A 17,883-nucleotide genomic window follows, 5' to 3' on the forward strand; every position below is an offset into this window, starting at 1 on the left:
AGAGATGCTGAGGGAGGAAGAAGGAGGAAGAAACCTTTTTTAGAGAGGTTTTTGACGATCGACATTTATGCAATATTAAGGCTATCAATAATTCCCCAGAAAAGTATGACAAAGGACAATCACCGGCAACAATTCCCAGCTTTGGCCAATAAAGCTTATTTTAACTACGGCGGACAAGGGCCGCTCCCTGAGCCTGCTTTAGAGGCGATTTATGAGGCTTACAAGCGGGTGCAGCTTGGGGGGCCGTTTTCGGGGGAGGTGGGGGCTTGGGTGGTTCAGGAGGCGATGCTGACGCGACGGGCGATCGCATCTGAGTTGGCCGTACCTGCTGAAACCATCGCCCTGACTGAGGATGTCACGGTGGGCTGCAATATTGCGCTGTGGGGCATTGACTGGCAAGCGGGCGATCGACTGCTGCTTTCTGATTGCGAACATCCGGGCATTGTAGCTAGTGTAATGGAATTACAGCGCCGTTTCAACATTGAGGTTGATGTTTGTCCGCTGGCGGCGACTTTGAATGAGGGAGATCCAGTGCAGGTAATTGCTGATAGTTTGCAGCCAAATACTCGCTTGTTGGTAATCAGTCATATTTTGTGGAATACCGGTCAAGTTTTGCCTTTGGCTGAGATTGTGAAAGTCTGTCATGAACCCCCCCTAACCCCCCCTTGGCAAGTATTGAATGAACCCCCCCTAACCCCCCCTTATCAAGGGGAGGGACAAGAGGATTTGCCTGTGAATAATCACAAAGTCAGAGTATTAGTTGATGCGGCTCAATCTGTCGGGGTTTTGCCTTTAAATTTGATTGAGTCGGGGGTTGACTTTTATGCTTTTACTGGTCATAAATGGTGGTGCGGCCCGGAGGGTTTGGGCGGACTTTATGTGAGTGCGGATGCTTTAGTAGATTTGCAGCCAGTGTTTATCGGTTGGCGGGGAATTGTGACGGATTCTAGTGCTAAAGTGCTTGGATGGAAGCCTGGATCTCAGCGCTACGAGATTGCGACTTCGGCTTATCCTTTGTATTCTGGTTTGCGAAGTGCGATCGCCCTGCAACACGAATGGGGTGCGATCGAGCAAAGATATGCAGAAATTTGTCGTTTGAGCAAGTATCTTTGGCAGCGTTTGTCGGAAATAAGTCATGTAGAATGTTTGCGGAAATCAGCGCCGGAAGCGGGTTTAGTTTCTTTTCGATTGACTAATGGGATGCCACACAATCAGTTAGTTGGTTTGTTGGAGAAACAGGGAATTATGGTAAGGACAATTCTGAATCCTGACTGCGTGCGGGCTTGCGTTCACTATTTTACCACTGAGGCGGAGATCGATCGGTTGGTAGGGGCGATCGCCATACTGTAGGGTGCGCCGCCGTTGTTAATATATTGTCGGGTCGATCGACAGCAATAAGTAAGGTTTGTAGTGAGGACTTTAGTCCTCTGAAGCTGCGGACTGAAGTCCTCACTACGAACCGTTTTTAGGGCGCTTCAACTCTAAAAAATATTATTTCAAACAAGCATTCTATGTTGATTTTTTGCGTGATTTACCTGATAATACTGTTTCGCCCCTGTGTTTTTCTGCGATGATATGGTCTACCTGATGAGACGAGAGGGCGAGTGTTTCTGGGATTAAACAATATTCACAGCATCCTGTGGCGCGATCGCATATCATGCGTCGCAAACTAGCTGAAACGTAGGTTTTGCTCATGCAGCCTCGCTCATTTTCACCAAAGCTTGCGTTTTTGCAATGCGTACTAAATGTTCGACAAATTCGTATTGTTGCCACAAACCCTGCTCGATCGGCGTGAGTCCTTCTGTACGGTTTTTTTCTAATAAAGTATCGATTTCTGCTTGAAGAGAGTCGGACAAACGCAGGGCTAATATTTCTTGTGGCGACGGTAAACTTGCTATAAATTCTAAGATCTGTCTGAGTCCAGAAAAACCGTTTGAAGGATTGGCTTCGACTTCCCTCAATCCCAGCATCAAAATCTGTGGTAATTCATCTTTGAGAGGATCTAATCGCAGTGCTAGTTCGTCGGAAATTTGAAGAGTAATTGTTGCCATTTTTTTTAGTTGCTGACACTCTCATTTAATTTTAGCATAATATCAAGTTCGCTCGCTCTTTATGTAAAGGGGATTCGCACGCAGTCAAACACAGGTGAGTTGATTTATATTCTAATGGCTATGATGTGCCTTGGGGTAGAGTCGATTTGACAGACCGCGATCGCCCATCCGATCGTCCCAACCCCCACATCCACGAATTTCGCTATAATTGGGAACAAAAAAGATGGGAATCTGGATTGAAACAATTTTGGTGGTATCCCAGAGATGTTGATTAACTAAAGGATAAATTATGGATGCCTGTTTTGAAATATTGCTTTCTACAAGACAGACTCTTGAGTATTTAGAATGTCATCAGGAAACTTTTACTTGGGGTGGTGTAGAATATCCTCAAGGCGAAAAATATTACCTCTGGGGCAAGCATATAAAATTAGTAGAGCGACAAATTCCGCCCCATATAATCAAGCTTTTGCCTTCCGTTTGGGGAAATATGGAATGGCTGAATTTTTCGGTGCAAGGGAAAGGATTGGACTTGTTAGAATCCGAGGTGAATGGCTCGGAGATAGATTGGGAAAGCAAAAGTTTTGATGAATTTCTCAAAGCGATTTTGACAGAGCAACCTCAATGGGTTGTAATATTTGAATGGCACTGCGATCGCATAGATAGTCTGTACCAACAGAATGTTAGTGAGTGCATCTGTCAGATTAAAAATAACTTGAAATGGGATAATAAGAGAGAGGGATTTCTCGTACTATCTTTACCGGAAAATGAGGTTGGCTCATCTGCGAACACTACTGAGTGGGAGTTTGCGGAAATCTGGGCTGATAGTCTGATATCTCCTCCTTATATCCTGATGCTAGTTAAGAAAAAATCAGGGATATTTTGCATTCATAATCCGGCACAAAACTATAAAGTTATTTTTTCTAGTGAGAATTACGAAGCTGCTAAAATGTGGCTGCTAGAGGATGAATATGAGCGTTTGAATAATCGCATTTTGCAAGAAGTATGAAGAGATGCAGCTAAAATGTCGCCGATCAACTCAAGTGGGACTTACCTCCAAGGGAAGATTTAGCAGTAGAGGGGTGAGATTACAGGGCATTGTGCTAAACTAAGAGTTAGAGTGCATATATATTCCCTATGACTAACCAGCGCCTAGCATCCTTCCAAACAGCCTTCCAGAATCTTCAGTTACCTCCCTTGAGCACCGCAGAGCAACTGAATAGATTTCATGTGGAATATGGTACTGAAATTTTAGAAGAATTAGATCATTTGGTTGAAGATTGCTCACCAGACGATAACAAAATCATTTTTACAGGGCATCGTGGGTCAGGCAAATCGACATTGCTGGGTCAATTCTGCCAGGATACGAAGGATCGCTACTTTGTAGTTTTCTTTTCAATCGCTGACATGATTGGAACATCAGAAGTGGATCATGTCACCATTTTGTTTGCTATGGCAGTACAGCTTATGGAAGCAGCAGAAAAACGCCAGATTAAAATCGGTTCTAAAACAAAAAAAGCTTTTTATCAGTGGCTTGATGAGCATACTAGAACTGAGGAAACTTCCTTTGAATCTGGCATGGAGTTAGAAACGAGTGGAGAAGCTGGTGTCAATGCTTTATTTGTCAAATTCTTTGCCAAATTGAAAGCAACTTTGAAGGCTAACTCTGTGATTCGTGAGGAAATTACGACTAAGTTTGAAAGACGGATTTCAGAGTTGATCGATCGCATTAATGATATCGCTGTTGCGATTCAAGCGGGGTGCAGACAAGAAGTTCTGGTCGTGATTGACGATCTTGATAAACTAGATTTAGAAACGGTTAATCGCGTTTATCGAAATAATATCAATGCGTTATTTCAACCTCAATTTCGGATTATTTATACAATTCCAATGGCGGCGACACGAGATCTGTCGTTGCGAGGAATTATTCAGAATGCTACTAAAAATAAGATTCAATCCATGTGGGCGACGAAGTTGTTTCCGCGTGGAGAAGATAGAGTTGCCAATGCCTCTCCTGTCGCAGAAGCTGTAAAAGTATTTGAACAAATTCTTTACAAGCGAATCCCCAAGGAGTTGATTGCACCGGAAGCAACTCAGATGATGATTGTCAAAAGTGGTGGTGCATTGCGAGAATTTATTCGTTTGGCTAGTCTGTGCTGTGGGTTATGTTTGAAGCAATTACGTCGCACACCAGACAAGCAAGATTTGATAATTACGCCTGAGATTTTGGAAAATGCTATTAAAGATTATCGAATTAATTTAACAGAACCCCTGGGACAAAATCGCTATCAAATTCTAGTGGATGTATACCAAAATTATTTACCCAAAGATGGGATGGATCAGGATTTCTTAGATTTATTGCACACGCTCTATATCCTAGAATATCGCAATGACGATTTGTGGTTTGGAGTTCATCCAGTGGTTCAGGAAATATTGCAGCGGCGTGGCTTAATTGGAGCGGAGGGGTAAATGCTTGACAGTGAAATCGTGGACGATCAATCAATTAATGAGGATAGTTACGATGGTCTTGTCTCTTTAATTGAAGCAAGTAAAGGTGTATTGTCATTGTTGATTGCTTCCTGTAAACCAGGAGATTTTCAAACCCAGATTATTAATCGTTACGAGGCCGAACTTGCTCCCAATATCTCCTGTTATCGAGTGGTATTGAATCAACAAGAACCGAGTATAAGGGCTGCATTGGAGCAACTGGTTAAGGATTGCCCAGAGTTAAAAGAATCCCACGCATCAGCCGCAATTACTGTAACGGGAACGGAGGCTTTGATGGAGTTTGTGTCACAAGCTGACTCTAATCATCGGTCTGAGTTAAGCCGTTTTTTCGGCTATTTGCAATGGACGCGGGAGGGGTTACGGGAGTTTCCTTATCCCATTGTACTTTGGGTAACACCAAATATTCTGAGTCGCTTGAGTCGGGAAGCGCCGGATTTTTGGAGTTGGCGGAGTGGTGTATTTCGATTTGTAGCACCGGTGGTGCAAGAAACAGGTGTGGTTAATTGGAATGGGGAAATTTCTCTGCTGATTGAGCCTGAGAGAAGAGAGACTTTACCGCTAGATGAACTGTTAGATCAGGTAGAAAACCTGGAGCAACAAGCGATGGAAACTCCTGCATTAGCAACGCTATACAATCGAGTTGCTAATAGTTATGCAAGCCTGGTAAACACGCGCAAACCAGAGGATTATTCACAGGAGCTCGATCGGGCAATTCATTTCTTTGACAAGTCACTTGCTTTGCAAAGAAAATTGAACTTACCCCAGGCGGAGTCTGAGACTTTGTTAGAGTTAGGCGATCTTTACCGTGACTTAGGATTGTGGGAACGGGTATTCCATCTATATCAGCAGTCTTTAGAAATTGCTAGGAGTTTGAAAGATAGCCTAGGAGAGGCTGCTGCTTTGGGACGACTGGGGAATCTTTACCAAGAATATCCTCAAGGCTATCGGGCGAATAATTTAGAACGGGCGATCGCATCTTACGACGAAACCCGCGCCCAAGTCTACCTGCAACTAATTAACACCCTGCTGAATTGCCACAACGGAGACGAACCGCAGATTTTACAGAATAACTCAGAATTATTAGATCGTGGATTTCTGGAAACTTGCAAGTCAGTAGCGGCAAAGTTAACAGAACAAGGAGGCGAAAATGGCGCTAATTTCCTCCGAAATCTGGCAAGTCATTTAGGGCAATTCATCGATAACAGAATCAGGGGAGAAAGCGCTGATAATATCGAATGGGCGATCGCATTTTACCGAAATGCACTAGAAGTTTATACCCTTGAAGCTTTTCCCGAATATTGGGCGATGACGCAAAATAATCTGGCAAATGCCTACAGTAACAGAATCAGGGGAGAGAGGGCTGATAATCTAGAAAAGGCGATCGCATTTTACCGAAATGCACTAGAAGTTTATACCCTTGAAGCTTTTCCCGAATATTGGGCAATGACCCAAAATAATCTGGCAACTGCCTACAGTAACAGAATCAGGGGAGAAAGGGCTGAGAATATCGAACGGGCGATCGCATCTTACACTGCTGCATTATCCGTCTACACCCCCGATGCCTTTCCCGAATATTGGGCAAGGACGCAAAATAATCTGGGAGAAGCCTACAGTAACAGAATCAGGGGAGAAAGGGCTGAGAATATCGAACGGGCGAAAAAGTGTTATGAAAATGCTTTAACAGTCAGAACTCGTGAGGCTTTCCCGCAAGAACATACAGAAACTTTGTTTAATTTAGGTAATCTTGATCGAAACAAGCAGTAATGGCAATTAGCTGATGATACCTACTCCCCTGCCCTTAAAACAGTAGAATTTTTAAAGGGTTAAATTCATTAATCAATCTCGACTTACCACTCCGACAAAAGAAACCGGGTTTTTACTTAATCTGTCGTCTTCAACGCAGTATTATCGCAAAAACCCGGTTTCTGAGATCCTAATTAGTGACTGTGCCCCTGCCCGCCATGAGAATGTCCGTGATCGTGAGAATGCCCGTGCCCGTGAGAATGCCCGCCATGAGAATGCCCGTGTTCCCCATGAGAATGCCCGTGCTCCCCATGAGAATGACTGTGCTCGCGGTGTGTGGAAGCCAAACTCGGATTAACAGCAACTGCCGTCTCATTCAACAACGCTTCAATCTGCGGATTTGCCCACTCAGCCGCCATTTTCAGAAACTCTGGACGATCGTTCACGCAAGGCAATTTGCGGTAAGTTACACCTTGACGCTGTTTCTGCAAAGACTCAATCACGTGGTCAACATCTAACAAAGTTTCGTGATTTTCAGTCGCAAATCCGATCGGCATAAACACGATCGCAGTTGCACCCAAATCAATCAAATTCTTCGCAGCCAACGTCGCATCCGGCTGTGTCCATTCAATCAGCGGCGTGTCGTGATTCAGCCAGCCCACCGAAATCAAAGGATAGCGATACATCAAACGTTCCCGCACGCGATCGTACAAAGCTTGACTTTCCACAATCCCCGAAGTAAAGCCCTTCGCCTTGTGCGGACAACCGTGATTCATCAACACAATCCCAATTTGAGAAGGCAAATGCGCTACAGCCAAATCATTCTTAATCTCATCTTCAACCATATCAGCCATTAGCTGAATGTAAGCCGGTTCATCGTAAAAAGAAGGAATGTAGCGCTGTCCTTTTACCCAATGTTCCTTACCATCAAATGTTTGAGCTAAAGCCTTATTCACCTGTTCTACAGCAATGCCGCTGGTGAAAACAGAATCAACAACCAACAGCGGATAAATCAGAATCTTATCAAAGCCTTCAGCTTTAATTTGCGGAATTACTTGTTCCGGCAAAAACGGCGCGCAAAAGTTAAAAGCTTTGAACACTTTTACCCGATCGCCCCATTTTTCCTGCAAATTCTTTTCAATCCCCGCCCGCTGCTGTTCAAAAATAGCATTGTGCGGCGAAACAAATTGACCGTGCTGGTGACTCCATTCGTGCAAGTCAAAGATTGCTAAAATCTTGGCCAGCGGCGGATAAATCCAAGTCGGTACCGGGGCAAACTTTGCCGTAAGTAAATTTAAAGCTTGTTCGTTGTAGTTGGCAAAATCGTCGTAGCTTTCGACTTCGCCGTAACCCATCAGCAAGACAGCAACCCGGTCATTACTTGCGGGTGCAGCAGATATTTTGAACTCGATTTTTTCTGGAGAAGCAACCACTTTGTATTCCTCAATTTTATTTATTATGAACTACCCGACGCTGACCTACGGTACAGCACGGGCTTCCCAATTCAATGACAACCGCCAAGCGAACTCCGTAGTCTTTTTGGTCTTACATTGCCTCCAAGGGCAGGAGTCCTGGTTCCCAAGACCCATACTTTTTCTTGCAACACGCTCCGTTTAGCTTGGTTTTTGCATTGGAGGTAATGGTCAAGATGCTTCACTACATCAAAAAATTTGCTCGTTTCGTCATCCACCCCGACGCTGTTCCCAGTGGCGAAGAGGAATTCGACTTTGGGATGGAATCGTCAACTTGCTGGCATTTATCCCGTCGCTCACCCTCGATTGAGTAGAGTGCGGGGCTTCTGCTGGTCAAGCTAAATCGGCTTTTTGGTTCCGACCCGAAACTCGTAGGGTGGCTAGAACTAGAATCAGACTTTGTTAAGCCTGACAGGGAATGGGGCCAGGGGGGATAAGTTTTATGTTTTCTTAAGACTCTCTCGCCTTGCCTCGGATTCCGCAGGTTTGGAGCGTTCCCAGCGTTTATTTTGGGGGGATATTCTTCAAACTTTCCGCTATCATGAGTTTAACATCCTATCCCCCCGTATGGCATATAATTAGTTATGGTGTACAATAAAGTAAAGTTATGTTAAGCTCTTGATTAATTTTATTGAAGCATGATGAGACTGGTAATTTGCCCCGGAATCCACGACCCAAAACTCACTGATTGTTTCCTAGAGGGACTTTCGGAAGTTTGGGGAGACCTAGAACCCCGGCAAAATACCCAGACATTCTACTCTGTTAAGATTTTTCCCGCTCATAAATATCCGCCTTTTTCAGCTCTTGACATATTGCACTTTCTGTGCAGCCAAGACTTAGCAGGAGAAAGTTTAGTATTTGTCAGCTTTTCGGCAGGAGTAGCCGGGGCGATCGGGGCGGCTTGGATGTGGCAGCAAATCGGCGGCCGAGTTGGGGCATTTTTTGCCCTAGACGGCTGGGGAGTACCCCTGGGGGGCAATTTTCCCATCCACCGCATCAGCCACGATCGCTTCACGCACTGGAGCTCGGCAATTCTCGGCTGCGGTGGAGACAGCTTTTACGCAGATCCCGCGATCGCACATTTAGATTTGTGGCGATCTCCCCAGACGGCAAAAGGCTGGCAAATCAGCCAAACCTCCGCCGGCATCGAGACAGCCGCACCGACAACCGCAGCACAATTTTTAGTCCACCTATTGAAACAGTACGGAGTCCAGTCAGTTGTTTAATTTAGATTTAGTATCATCGGCGATCGCACCTATTGTCACCGTTTCTCGCTTAGAAAATCCTCTTTCTTCAGGTAGAACAAACAGCCTCAAACAGTGGTTAATATTTAGCGCCTCAGCATTTTTAGTCTCAATTCCCGTCTTCGTGCAAGCACCATTAGTGCGTTTATATCCAACCATCAGTTTGCTCTCAACTATCCCCTGGTTCGTACTTAGTTTAATCCTAATTTTTCGCCCCAAAACCCAAGTTTGGGGAGACTTATTATTAGGCTTTGCCGGATGTTGGCTGGCAGGTTCCATCTATTGGGGCTGGTTTAGATGGGAACCAATTTTGCACTTACCTATAGAATCAATTGGCTTGCCCTTTGCTATTTGGTGCTTGAACAAATCCTGGGGAAAAGTTGGCGGGTATTTTTACTTGGGTTCGCTATTTGGCACTGCTATTACTGACTTATATTTTTATTTAACTGGGTTGATGCCCTACTGGCGCAAAGTCATGCACGCGGAACCGGAATTCGCGATGCCGATTTTTCAAAGTGCGATCGGGCAAATCGACACTCCTTGGGGCATAGGCTGCGCTTTAGTTTTAATCGCTGTGCTGCTAACAGTCGGTTTGCTGAGTTTGCGCCCTAGCCTGCACTGGCGCGCCTTCAGCGGAGCAGTTTTGAGCACGCTTTTGGTGGATGGTTTGTTTTGGCTGGCTGCTTCTGCCGCTTAAAATTGCCACAGTCTATCTACATTGTAGGGTGCGCACTGCGCACAGAGAGACCTAACAAAAATGGCGAGGCTTATCTAGCACTTCTCAGTTGTAGGGTGCGTCAGTCTGAAGGTGAGCACAAAAAATTTTGGTTTATAAACTGACGCACCTTACTTGTTGTCGTTAGGAATTCTATTTTTTATTATCCCCCATGTTCACTTGATATAAGTCACAGGATAACCAGGATTAGTTGGATTGCCGATTAACCGCTGATTTTTACAATCCACAAGCAAATCTAACTTCTCCAAAACCACCTGACCAATCAACACCTCATCACCTGTCACCAGAGCATCCTCCGTAGTCCTGCGTCCATCAATTTCAATTAATATAGCCTCCGTTACTCCTACGGTTTCTTGACGACCATCAGCATACTTAACAACTTGCTGTCCTATAATCCGCAAACCTAGCTGCTGTAACATCTCTCCTGAAATTACTAGGTAAACCGATCCTGTATCTACTAAAGCTTCTGTTTCACACTCGCGCAACAGCCGAGGCGCGAGCAACCCACGGCTAACTAAAGCTTCATCTATGGCATTTGTCAGCTTTACCTGAGTCTTAACTGCCCCCATATTCTTGATGCCATCCAATTCTAATTTATTTAATTCTTTCATACTAAATTTCCTTTGAATCTTTTTATGCTTACATTATACGATTCCTGCTAACCCAGACGCGATCGCCCCAGAGTAACCCAGATTTACTGAACAATTATGAGTTAAAATCTAAAATCTAAAATCCAAAATCTAAAATCTAAATCATGGCTTTCATTTCAGTTCGCGGTGTAGAACATTATTACGAGTGGATAACAGCAGACAATAGCGCCCAACCCAGCAGCAAACCAGTGATGGTATTTCTCCACGGCTGGGCTGGCTCGGCTCGCTACTGGGAAAGCACGGCGCGCGCTATTGCTGATGATTTTGATTGTTTGCTGTACGATATGAGAGGTTTTGGCCGATCGCCCTTACCGCCATCACCTCCTGAGTCCAGCTACGAACTTGAAACCTACGCCCGCGACTTAGCCGAATTATTAGAAGCTCTGAATTTAAGCCGCGTCTTTCTCAACGCTCACTCTACAGGAGCATCTATTGCTACTTTATTTCTCAACCTTTACCCCGAAAAAGTAGAAAAAGCCATTCTCACTTGCAGCGGCATTTTTGAATACGATGAGAAAGCCTTTACAACTTTTCACAAATTCGGCGGCTATGTAGTCAAATTTCGCCCGTCTTGGCTGGCTTCTATCCCGTTTGTCGATCGCATCTTTATGGCCCGGTTTTTGCGCCAATCTCTCCCCACAGCGGTGAGTTTAGCATTTCTCAAGGATTTCTTAATGGCCGACGAGGAAGCTGCGATCGGTACAATGGTGACAGCAGTCAGCAAAAGAGCAGCCGAGGAAATGCCCCAGGAATTCGCACGGTTGAGCGTTCCCACGCTGCTGGTGGCCGGAGAGTTCGATCGAATTATCCCCGCCGTCATGGGAGAGCAAGCAGCCTCTCTCAGCAAAAAAGTAGAATTTGTTATAATTCCCAATACAGCTCACTTTCCGATGCTGGAGGATGCCGCAACATATTTGCAGCTAATCCGGGACTTTTTGCCAGCAGCGGCTTAGCTGAGTTGTTGTTCATCAAAAAATTCTGTAGAAACCCCGTCGTTCTGCGACGGCTTTTACTAAAATAGAGGTGGTCGTTGACCCACCCGCGACAACGGAGACATAAAGCCTAACACCAAAGTTCGTCCACACAAGTAGACGACGGCGAGGAAAAGTTGGTAGACCGGGAAAAGCTTGAGAGGCAATGGTAAACATCCTTGAAAGACATAAACTTTCATAAGTTTTTTGGTTTTTTTTGACTGTTTGTTTAAAACCGCAGGGCTTGCGGGGCTAGTCTGTGGAGCGAACATAAGACCAAATCCCATTGAGGGTGGAGGCAGTTGCTATGAAGCAGAAAAACCAAGAAGTGATTCTTGGAATCACCGTTGCTTTAGCGGGCGTGAGGATGTCAAGTAATGTACGATCGGGGAAGCAAGCTTTTACAGCAGCTTTTGCTCCGATCTTAATTTTTAATTCCTAATTTCTTAAAGCGAAAGGTGGTATCATGAACGACCTCGACCAATACTATAAAGTGCTGGGACTCTTGCCGGGAGCTTCCCGAGAAGAAATTACTCAAGCCTACAAGGATTTAGCGTTCATTTGGCACCCCGATCGCATCCCTAAAGATAATCCTAGACTACTCCAAAAAGCTGAAGAAAAGATTAAGGAAATTAATCAAGCTCGCGAACAATTGCGATCGATTCAGCCAAGAGGTCAAAATCAGAACACTCAGCACAAAAACACTCAGCACAGAAATACCCAGCAACAAAACACCCAGCAACAAAACACCCAGCACAGAAATACTCAGCAACAAAACACCCAGTACAGAAATACTCAGTATCAAAATACTCAGTATCAAAATACTCAGTATCAAAACACCCAGCAACAAAACACTCAGCAACAAAACACTCAGCACAGAAATACCCAGCAACAAAACACCCAGCAACAAAACACTCAATATAGAAACACCCAGCACCAAAACACCCAGCACCAAAACACCCAGCCACCACCAGCAACGCCAAAAGAACCGCGCTACTATTCCGAGCCCTATTCAGGAAAACCTGCTGGCAATTATGCGGGAAACTATGGTGGAAACTATACTGCAAATCCCACCGGGCCCTATTCAGATGCGTCGCGCTACCAATCGCAGCAACCGCACCCATCTCAGTCTTACCGACAAGCAGCACCGCAAGCTCCCGATTTGAGCGGTTCCAACTTCAAAGGAGCTTCCTTAAAAGAAAAGGATTTTTCAGGGAGAAACTTGAGCAATGCAAATTTGAGTGAAGCCGACTTAAGCGATACTTTTCTGCACAATGTCAACCTCACAAGTGCGAATTTACAAAAAGCTAACTTGTTTAGGGCTAACCTGTTAGGAGCTTGTTTGATTAATGCCAACTTGAGAGAAACCAATTTAATCGGAGCGGATTTGAGCGGTGCAGACTTGAGCGGTGCGGATTTGACGGGTGCTAAAATCGGTTATGGCGATCGCGTTATGGTAAAACTCACCGGAGCTAGATTAACAGGTACAATCTTACCCGACGGTACGGTACACAGTTAAAGGATTGAGTTTTTCCTCACTTCTCAAGCCAAAAATCTAGTTTCGGCAAATTGTTACTCCCAACTTTTATCACGATCTCTAGAACAACCCCCATAAAATAGGTTCGTAGTGAGGACTTTAGTCCTCTCAATTAGAAGAGGACTAAAGTCCTCACTACGAACCTATAGCCGTTAAGTTATGTCAAATTATAAGCTGTTCCACATTTAACTTGCACACTTTAGTATTACCTTTGTGTTTGAATTTTATCCCGATTTCTTCATCTGCTGCTTGCTCGCAGACAGGTAATACCAACCGATAAAACTCATTAAAGGAAATGGGTTCAAAACTTTAAATAACAGCATTTCGTTGTTTCGATCGATAAATTTCATAGCCTATGCCAAAAATCCTCTTCGGGACTTACGCACTCCGATGGAACAAACCGGGTTTTTTCACGAAAATATTCGCTGGGAGTCTTTAATATCGGTAAAAAACCCGGTTTCTGGGCCCCCATGCGTAAGTCCTATTTTTTTTGTGATAAAATCTTAGGAATTCGTTGTTGCTGCTAATTCGGTTGTCTCAGATTGAAACAGGAGTTTGCCCTCGCAGGGAACTAAAGTCTGGTAGAAAAACTTTTTACAGCGATTGTGTTCATCGGCAATTACTACTCGCGCCTCGTGTCCGGTGCGAAATACCTCAGCGCGATCGCATTCTTCATAGGCAGCAATAATCACAAAATCTCCAGGATCGCACAAATGAGATGCTGCACCGTTGAGACAAATGACACCACTTCCCGGCTCTCCTGGCAACACATAGGTTGACAAGCGGTTCCCATTACTAACATTCCAAATTTCCACCTCCTGTAAAGGCAGAATTCCCACCTTATCGATCAATTCATTGTCAATGGTGACGCTACCTACATAATTAACATTTGCATCCGTTACGCGCACTCCATGTAGCTTAGCGTGCATCAGTCTAATTCTAGCCATTGTTTTTTTCCTGTACTGTATATGTCAGTCGATTTTATATTTTATATTTTATATTTCAATACTCGGACAGTTTTAGGCAGAATCGAATATCTAAAACCCTTACTGGCTATAGTGTGAACTATTTTTTCTTTCCTTTGAGTTTAGCCTTCAGTTAAAAAAAAAATTAAAAATGCAAAGGCTTGCGCTGTAAAGCTTACAGAGGCTTTAAAAAACTGTCCGAAGTATTGGTATTTTATATTTTAGATTTATACCAATTTAAAAAAATAATGCAACAGTATTCTTGTCCCCCCCCCCGCAATACAGCGGGGGGCTAGGGGGGGTCGAAGAGTGTTGCACGATTTTAGAAAAATGGTATTACTTCCAGTATTAAATTTGGGAGCTTGAACTTGAGTCTCAAATCTAAAATTGAGGAATTTCTACTGTCATATCACCAATAGCAAACTATTCTCTCTAAGAGTAGCTTACTGCATCCTTTCCTTGAGTGCACTACCAATTACTTCCGGCGGCGCAGCTTTCGCCCAGCAGCCAGCATAGCACCTCCCGCCATCAAACCTCCGACAGTCATCGGTTCTGGAACCGGTTCAGCTTCTACCGTCTCCACAGAACTGCTTTTAACCAATACAGCCACCGATTCGGGAACTGTATCAGCTTTTATGGTTCCCACAGAACCGCCTTTAATAAATACAGCCGAATCAAAATTACCGTCGCCCACATCTTTCATGCGAATGCTGAGAACATTTGTCTGATTTTGCTTGAGCAAACCCTCAAACCCTAAAACTTTAGTAAAACCGTCTAGCTTAATGATGTTAGCCGCAATACCTTTCAAACTTGGGTTGTTAATATAGTCTGAGTGATCTGTAGAGCGATTATTTGGATCGGGAACGAGATTATTAATTGTAACTGTTTTGCCGTCGCTCAATTTTGCTAAGTTACGACCATTCAGCAACAGTTCAAAATCGTCATTATATTCAGAACCGCCGAACTCAGGAAACTCCTCTGAACCAAATACATACTCAAAGAACAACTTTTCAGCAGTGTCGTCAGCAAAAAATCTGAGGTCTAGCTGAGTTAAATCCCCAGCTTCGCCCTTTACTCCAAAGTCCGTGTTTAAATCACTGCCGTTGGTCATTAGGTTATCTTTCCGATTCTGACCCGGTATATCGGTGACTTTGCCAGTGCTGAGAACAACGCCTGACTGCAAACCAAAAGGGTCATTAGTAAAAGTACCAAAAGCAGCCTGATTTCCGGTAATTAAAACAGAGAAATCACTCAAGCCCGCTGTATTCTTTCCTAATAAATTTTTTTTCAAGATCTCAGTGTTATTAGTCGCGCCTACCGAAAATGCCATTGCTGGTGATGCCAAAAAGCTCAGAGCAGCAGTCAAGGTAGCAGTTAAGGCAGAACTTTTGTGAGAAGTTATCATATTTTTTGGGTTAAAAAACTAAGATTATTTAAGGTATAACTTCATTTTCACATTAGATAAGCATCAATGTCTAGTGCCTTTACAATGACTTTACATCTACGTAATTTTACGGCTTGGGGGGTTAATGATTTTAGCTGTTTATTAGCAGTTATTCAATCTATAAATTTCAGGGGAAAAATACAAATCCCAAAATATACGTACACAGACTAATAATTTTAGGAAGTACGCACAGGATATTAAAGAAACCGGGTTTTTATGTGGTTTGCGATCGCCCTTGACAAAAGATTTTGCCCAAAAAACCCGGTTTTTGGGTAAATCCGCCATTGACATCAAGTGGGGTCGATCGACCTCACTCGATATCACAACTAATGACTAATCACTAATCACCGATCGCTAAAACCCCTTTGCTTCTCCTTCCCCGCGCGGATCGGCCGCCCCTTCCAACCAACCGTCACCAGTCAGGACGATCGCATTGGCATTTCCCCAGCCGTCGCGTTCAAAAATCTGATGTCCCCGCCTGCGTAACTCCTCAAGCGTCCCAGCCTCAAAACCTCCGCGTTCCACCATCAGGCGATCGGGCTGCCACTGATGGTGAATCCGGGGTGCAGACACAGCATCGCCGACATTCATCTCGTAAACCAACACGTTGAGGACAATTTGCAGCACCGTGGTAATAATCGTACTGCCTCCAGGAGCCCCCGCAGCGAGGCGAAATTTGCCATTTTGCGTCACGATAATGGGCGTCATGCTGGATAAAGGAGTTTTAAGAGGGGCGATCGCATTTGCCTCACCGCCCACCAAACCAAACAAATTCGGCACTCCCGGCGCAGCAGCAAAATCATCCATCTCATTGTTGAGCAAAATTCCCGTACCCGCCGCCACAACCCCAGCACCAAAACGGCCATTCACCGTAAACGTCAAACTCACAACATTGCGCTCTTTGTCAACTACCGTTAGGTGCGTAGTTTCCGGCGACTCGTAGGCAAAGCGGCTCAAAGTTTGAGCGTCAACAGCTTTTACCTCCCTCGAAGGTTTGGCTTTGGACATTTGGATTTGCGATCGGCGAAATTTGCCATAATTCCTGCTAGTCAGAGCTTTGACAGGTACGCTGACAAAATCTGGATCGCCCAAATATTCGGCCCTGTCAGCATAGACAATCCTCATCGATTCCGCCAGCAAATGTAGCGTATCTGGGCTTTGCCTGCCCAAACTCTTGAGATCGGTATCGCCCAGAATATTGAGGATTTGCAACAGATGAACGCCGCCGGAAGAAGGAGGCGACATCGCGCAAAGTTCGTAAGTGCGAAACTTGCCACAAATCGGATTTCGCCAAATCGGCGTATAGTTTTTGAGGTCTTCGAGAGTGATGATGCCACCATTTTTAGCCATGTCTGCGGCGATCGCCCGCGCAATATCTCCGCGATAAAAACTTTGGGGATTTTGTGCAATTTGTCGCAATGTCCGCGCCAAATCTCGCTGTACCAAAACCTCCCCCGGTTGGTATAAAACGTCACTACGAGTGAAAATATCCCGTGCCGCCCGATTCTTGTTAATCGCATCCTTGTGTTGGAGAGTAGCCTTTGTGAAGCGGGAACTTACTGGAAAACCCTTTTGGGCAAGGGCGATCGCCGGAGCCACCACCTGGGCCCAAGGCAACTTACCGTACTCGCGGTGCACCGTATAAAGTCCAGCCACAGTACCCGGAATGCCCGCCGCCAAATGCCCGTCCCGACTTGCCCTTGCCCGCACCTTTCCTTGCTTGTCCAAATACATATCTCGCGTTGCTCCTTTGGGCGATCGTTCCCGGAAATCCAGCGCTTGCACAGTCCCCGTTTCTGCCCGCCGCAGCAGCAAAAAACCCCCACCGCCGATACCCGCCGAAAAAGGCTCCACCACCGAAATCGCCAAAGCCGTAGCAGCCGCCGCATCCACCGCATTGCCTCCCTGTTGCAGCACGCTCAGCCCCACCGCGCTCGCCAAGGGGTGAGCCGAAACTGCCATCACCTGTTTGCTGCGCTGCTGCTGCAAGTTTGGCTGTAGCTGCTGCTGGCACCCACCTAACAGTATTACTGCCAGGAAAAAAGTATAAATTCGCACTTTATCGCTTAACTTTGAAAACATTTCCCCCCCTCTGTCAGTTAATATTACAGTGACAATTAAATGACCTCATCCTAAAGACATAGATTTAATTTAACTTCAGATCGGAATCATTAACAGCCACAAGTTTACTCAAACTCAAATATGTTCAGTAGGGTAATTGTTAAATACACTACATTCTAATTTAAATTGTCAGCAATTTTAAGCATTATCAAAAAAACTTATAGCCAAAAGTGTTGCAGCCGAGCGGGAAGATTGCTAGTATGGCTGGATTAATTATTAAATTTTTATTAATGAATACTCCGATCAAAATTTGCGCTGATTTTAAGGAGCAAAGCCCTATCCACTCATAGGCTGGAGCTTTTGTTCAAGTCAGGGCGTGGAGCTAACTTTCCCAAAAACCGCAATCCTTGAACTTAAAGCCCAAAAAAGCGTTAGTGAACTGTTCACCCAACTGTCCGGAGTGTTGGTTAATCGGAATCTATTGAAGCAAACAATCATCTCAAA

Annotated in this window: 18 protein-coding genes; 10 read left to right on the forward strand and 8 right to left on the reverse strand. The window is 44.8% G+C overall.

Annotation, left to right across the window (positions count from 1 at the left end; genetic code table 11):
- Positions 1-105: 105 nt before the first annotated feature.
- Positions 106-1,350 (forward strand): aminotransferase class V-fold PLP-dependent enzyme, encoded by a 1,245-nt coding sequence (locus JGK39_RS05120; RefSeq protein ID WP_293252157.1) that lies wholly within the window; start codon positions 106-108, stop codon positions 1,348-1,350.
- Positions 1,351-1,509: 159 nt separating this feature from the next.
- Here the strand turns inward: JGK39_RS05120 and JGK39_RS33565 are convergent, their stop codons facing one another.
- Together JGK39_RS33565 and JGK39_RS05125 are read right to left on the reverse strand one after the other, a co-directional pair.
- Positions 1,510-1,695, reverse strand: coding sequence for an HNH endonuclease (locus JGK39_RS33565; protein ID WP_293302237.1), 186 nt, complete (start codon positions 1,693-1,695; stop codon positions 1,510-1,512).
- Entirely contained in the window at positions 1,692-2,051 is a 360-nt protein-coding gene (locus JGK39_RS05125; protein ID WP_293252155.1) for a hypothetical protein, read from the reverse strand. Before JGK39_RS05125 ends, JGK39_RS33565 begins: the two co-directional genes overlap by 4 nt.
- A gap of 125 nt (positions 2,052-2,176) precedes the next feature.
- Here JGK39_RS05125 and JGK39_RS05130 point away from each other — a divergent pair, with 125 nt between their 5' ends.
- The 4 genes from JGK39_RS05130 (at position 2,177) to JGK39_RS05145 (ending at position 6,320) form a co-directional block, all read left to right on the forward strand.
- Complete coding sequence (locus JGK39_RS05130; protein ID WP_293252153.1) at positions 2,177-2,326, forward strand: hypothetical protein; 150 nt, start codon at positions 2,177-2,179, stop codon at positions 2,324-2,326.
- Between the two features lie 14 nt (positions 2,327-2,340).
- Positions 2,341-3,057, forward strand: coding sequence for a hypothetical protein (locus tag JGK39_RS33570; RefSeq protein WP_366048733.1), 717 nt, complete (start codon positions 2,341-2,343; stop codon positions 3,055-3,057).
- Between the two features lie 128 nt (positions 3,058-3,185).
- Complete coding sequence (locus tag JGK39_RS05140) at positions 3,186-4,517, forward strand: P-loop NTPase fold protein (protein ID WP_293252151.1); 1,332 nt, start codon at positions 3,186-3,188, stop codon at positions 4,515-4,517.
- Positions 4,518-6,320, forward strand: coding sequence for a tetratricopeptide repeat protein (locus tag JGK39_RS05145; protein ID WP_293252149.1), 1,803 nt, complete (start codon positions 4,518-4,520; stop codon positions 6,318-6,320).
- 173 nt (positions 6,321-6,493) lie between these two features.
- Here JGK39_RS05145 and JGK39_RS05150 read toward each other — a convergent pair whose 3' ends face one another.
- A complete protein-coding gene (locus JGK39_RS05150; protein ID WP_293252147.1) occupies positions 6,494-7,732 on the reverse strand; it encodes a ferrochelatase in 1,239 nt (412 codons plus the stop codon).
- A gap of 677 nt (positions 7,733-8,409) precedes the next feature.
- On the opposite strand from JGK39_RS05150, the gene JGK39_RS05155 reads away from it, so the two are divergent.
- Positions 8,410-8,997 carry a hypothetical protein gene (locus tag JGK39_RS05155; protein ID WP_366048729.1) on the forward strand — a complete coding sequence of 196 codons (588 nt, stop codon included), beginning with the start codon at positions 8,410-8,412 and terminating at the stop codon, positions 8,995-8,997.
- On the forward strand, positions 8,990-9,712 hold the full coding sequence (locus JGK39_RS05160) for a DUF3120 domain-containing protein (protein ID WP_293252145.1): 723 nt from the start codon (positions 8,990-8,992) through the stop codon (positions 9,710-9,712). Before JGK39_RS05155 ends, JGK39_RS05160 begins: the two co-directional genes overlap by 8 nt.
- A gap of 194 nt (positions 9,713-9,906) precedes the next feature.
- Here the strand turns inward: JGK39_RS05160 and JGK39_RS05165 are convergent, their stop codons facing one another.
- Positions 9,907-10,362, reverse strand: a complete 456-nt coding sequence (locus JGK39_RS05165; protein WP_293252143.1) for an aspartyl protease family protein — start codon at positions 10,360-10,362, stop codon at positions 9,907-9,909.
- Between the two features lie 143 nt (positions 10,363-10,505).
- On the opposite strand from JGK39_RS05165, the gene JGK39_RS05170 reads away from it, so the two are divergent.
- The 3 genes from JGK39_RS05170 to JGK39_RS05180 all read left to right on the forward strand — a co-directional run bounded on the left by JGK39_RS05170 (position 10,506) and on the right by JGK39_RS05180 (position 12,891).
- Positions 10,506-11,354 (forward strand): alpha/beta hydrolase, encoded by an 849-nt coding sequence (locus JGK39_RS05170; RefSeq protein ID WP_293252141.1) that lies wholly within the window; start codon positions 10,506-10,508, stop codon positions 11,352-11,354.
- A gap of 325 nt (positions 11,355-11,679) precedes the next feature.
- On the forward strand, positions 11,680-11,814 hold the full coding sequence (locus tag JGK39_RS05175; protein WP_293252139.1) for a hypothetical protein: 135 nt from the start codon (positions 11,680-11,682) through the stop codon (positions 11,812-11,814).
- A 24-nt stretch (positions 11,815-11,838) separates the two neighbouring features.
- Complete coding sequence (locus JGK39_RS05180) at positions 11,839-12,891, forward strand: pentapeptide repeat-containing protein (RefSeq protein WP_293252137.1); 1,053 nt, start codon at positions 11,839-11,841, stop codon at positions 12,889-12,891.
- Positions 12,892-13,133: 242 nt separating this feature from the next.
- On the opposite strand, the gene JGK39_RS05185 is transcribed toward JGK39_RS05180, so the two are convergent.
- The 4 genes from JGK39_RS05185 to ggt all read right to left on the reverse strand — a co-directional run bounded on the left by JGK39_RS05185 (position 13,134) and on the right by ggt (position 17,400).
- Positions 13,134-13,259, reverse strand: a complete 126-nt coding sequence (locus JGK39_RS05185; protein ID WP_293252135.1) for a hypothetical protein — start codon at positions 13,257-13,259, stop codon at positions 13,134-13,136.
- 153 nt (positions 13,260-13,412) lie between these two features.
- Positions 13,413-13,856: an aspartate 1-decarboxylase gene (gene panD, locus JGK39_RS05190; RefSeq protein WP_293252133.1), complete on the reverse strand. Its 444-nt coding sequence runs from the start codon at positions 13,854-13,856 to the stop codon at positions 13,413-13,415.
- 493 nt (positions 13,857-14,349) lie between these two features.
- A complete protein-coding gene (locus JGK39_RS05195) occupies positions 14,350-15,279 on the reverse strand; it encodes a choice-of-anchor L domain-containing protein (protein ID WP_293252131.1) in 930 nt (309 codons plus the stop codon).
- Positions 15,280-15,672: 393 nt separating this feature from the next.
- The gene (gene ggt, locus JGK39_RS05200) at positions 15,673-17,400 is read right to left on the reverse strand and encodes a gamma-glutamyltransferase (RefSeq protein ID WP_293252129.1); all 1,728 of its coding nucleotides are present in this window, start codon (positions 17,398-17,400) and stop codon (positions 15,673-15,675) included.
- Positions 17,401-17,883: the final 483 nt, after the last annotated feature.

It is taken from the genome of Microcoleus sp. PH2017_12_PCY_D_A, from assembly GCF_020738565.1.
In the GTDB taxonomy this organism is placed as follows: Bacteria; Cyanobacteriota; Cyanobacteriia; order Cyanobacteriales; family Microcoleaceae; genus Microcoleus.

Coding starts and splice junctions, on each gene's coding strand:
- JGK39_RS05120 (WP_293252157.1), top strand. CDS start 106: ATGACAAAGGACAATCACCGGCAACAATTCCCAGCTTTGGCCAATAAA.
- JGK39_RS33565 (WP_293302237.1), bottom strand. CDS start 1,695: ATGAGCAAAACCTACGTTTCAGCTAGTTTGCGACGCATGATATGCGAT.
- JGK39_RS05125 (WP_293252155.1), bottom strand. CDS start 2,051: ATGGCAACAATTACTCTTCAAATTTCCGACGAACTAGCACTGCGATTA.
- JGK39_RS33570 (WP_366048733.1), top strand. CDS start 2,341: ATGGATGCCTGTTTTGAAATATTGCTTTCTACAAGACAGACTCTTGAG.
- JGK39_RS05140 (WP_293252151.1), top strand. CDS start 3,186: ATGACTAACCAGCGCCTAGCATCCTTCCAAACAGCCTTCCAGAATCTT.
- JGK39_RS05145 (WP_293252149.1), top strand. CDS start 4,518: ATGCTTGACAGTGAAATCGTGGACGATCAATCAATTAATGAGGATAGT.
- JGK39_RS05155 (WP_366048729.1), top strand. CDS start 8,410: ATGATGAGACTGGTAATTTGCCCCGGAATCCACGACCCAAAACTCACT.
- JGK39_RS05165 (WP_293252143.1), bottom strand. CDS start 10,362: ATGAAAGAATTAAATAAATTAGAATTGGATGGCATCAAGAATATGGGG.
- JGK39_RS05170 (WP_293252141.1), top strand. CDS start 10,506: ATGGCTTTCATTTCAGTTCGCGGTGTAGAACATTATTACGAGTGGATA.
- JGK39_RS05175 (WP_293252139.1), top strand. CDS start 11,680: ATGAAGCAGAAAAACCAAGAAGTGATTCTTGGAATCACCGTTGCTTTA.
- JGK39_RS05180 (WP_293252137.1), top strand. CDS start 11,839: ATGAACGACCTCGACCAATACTATAAAGTGCTGGGACTCTTGCCGGGA.
- JGK39_RS05185 (WP_293252135.1), bottom strand. CDS start 13,259: ATGAAATTTATCGATCGAAACAACGAAATGCTGTTATTTAAAGTTTTG.
- panD (WP_293252133.1), bottom strand. CDS start 13,856: ATGGCTAGAATTAGACTGATGCACGCTAAGCTACATGGAGTGCGCGTA.
- JGK39_RS05195 (WP_293252131.1), bottom strand. CDS start 15,279: ATGATAACTTCTCACAAAAGTTCTGCCTTAACTGCTACCTTGACTGCT.
- ggt (WP_293252129.1), bottom strand. CDS start 17,400: ATGTTTTCAAAGTTAAGCGATAAAGTGCGAATTTATACTTTTTTCCTG.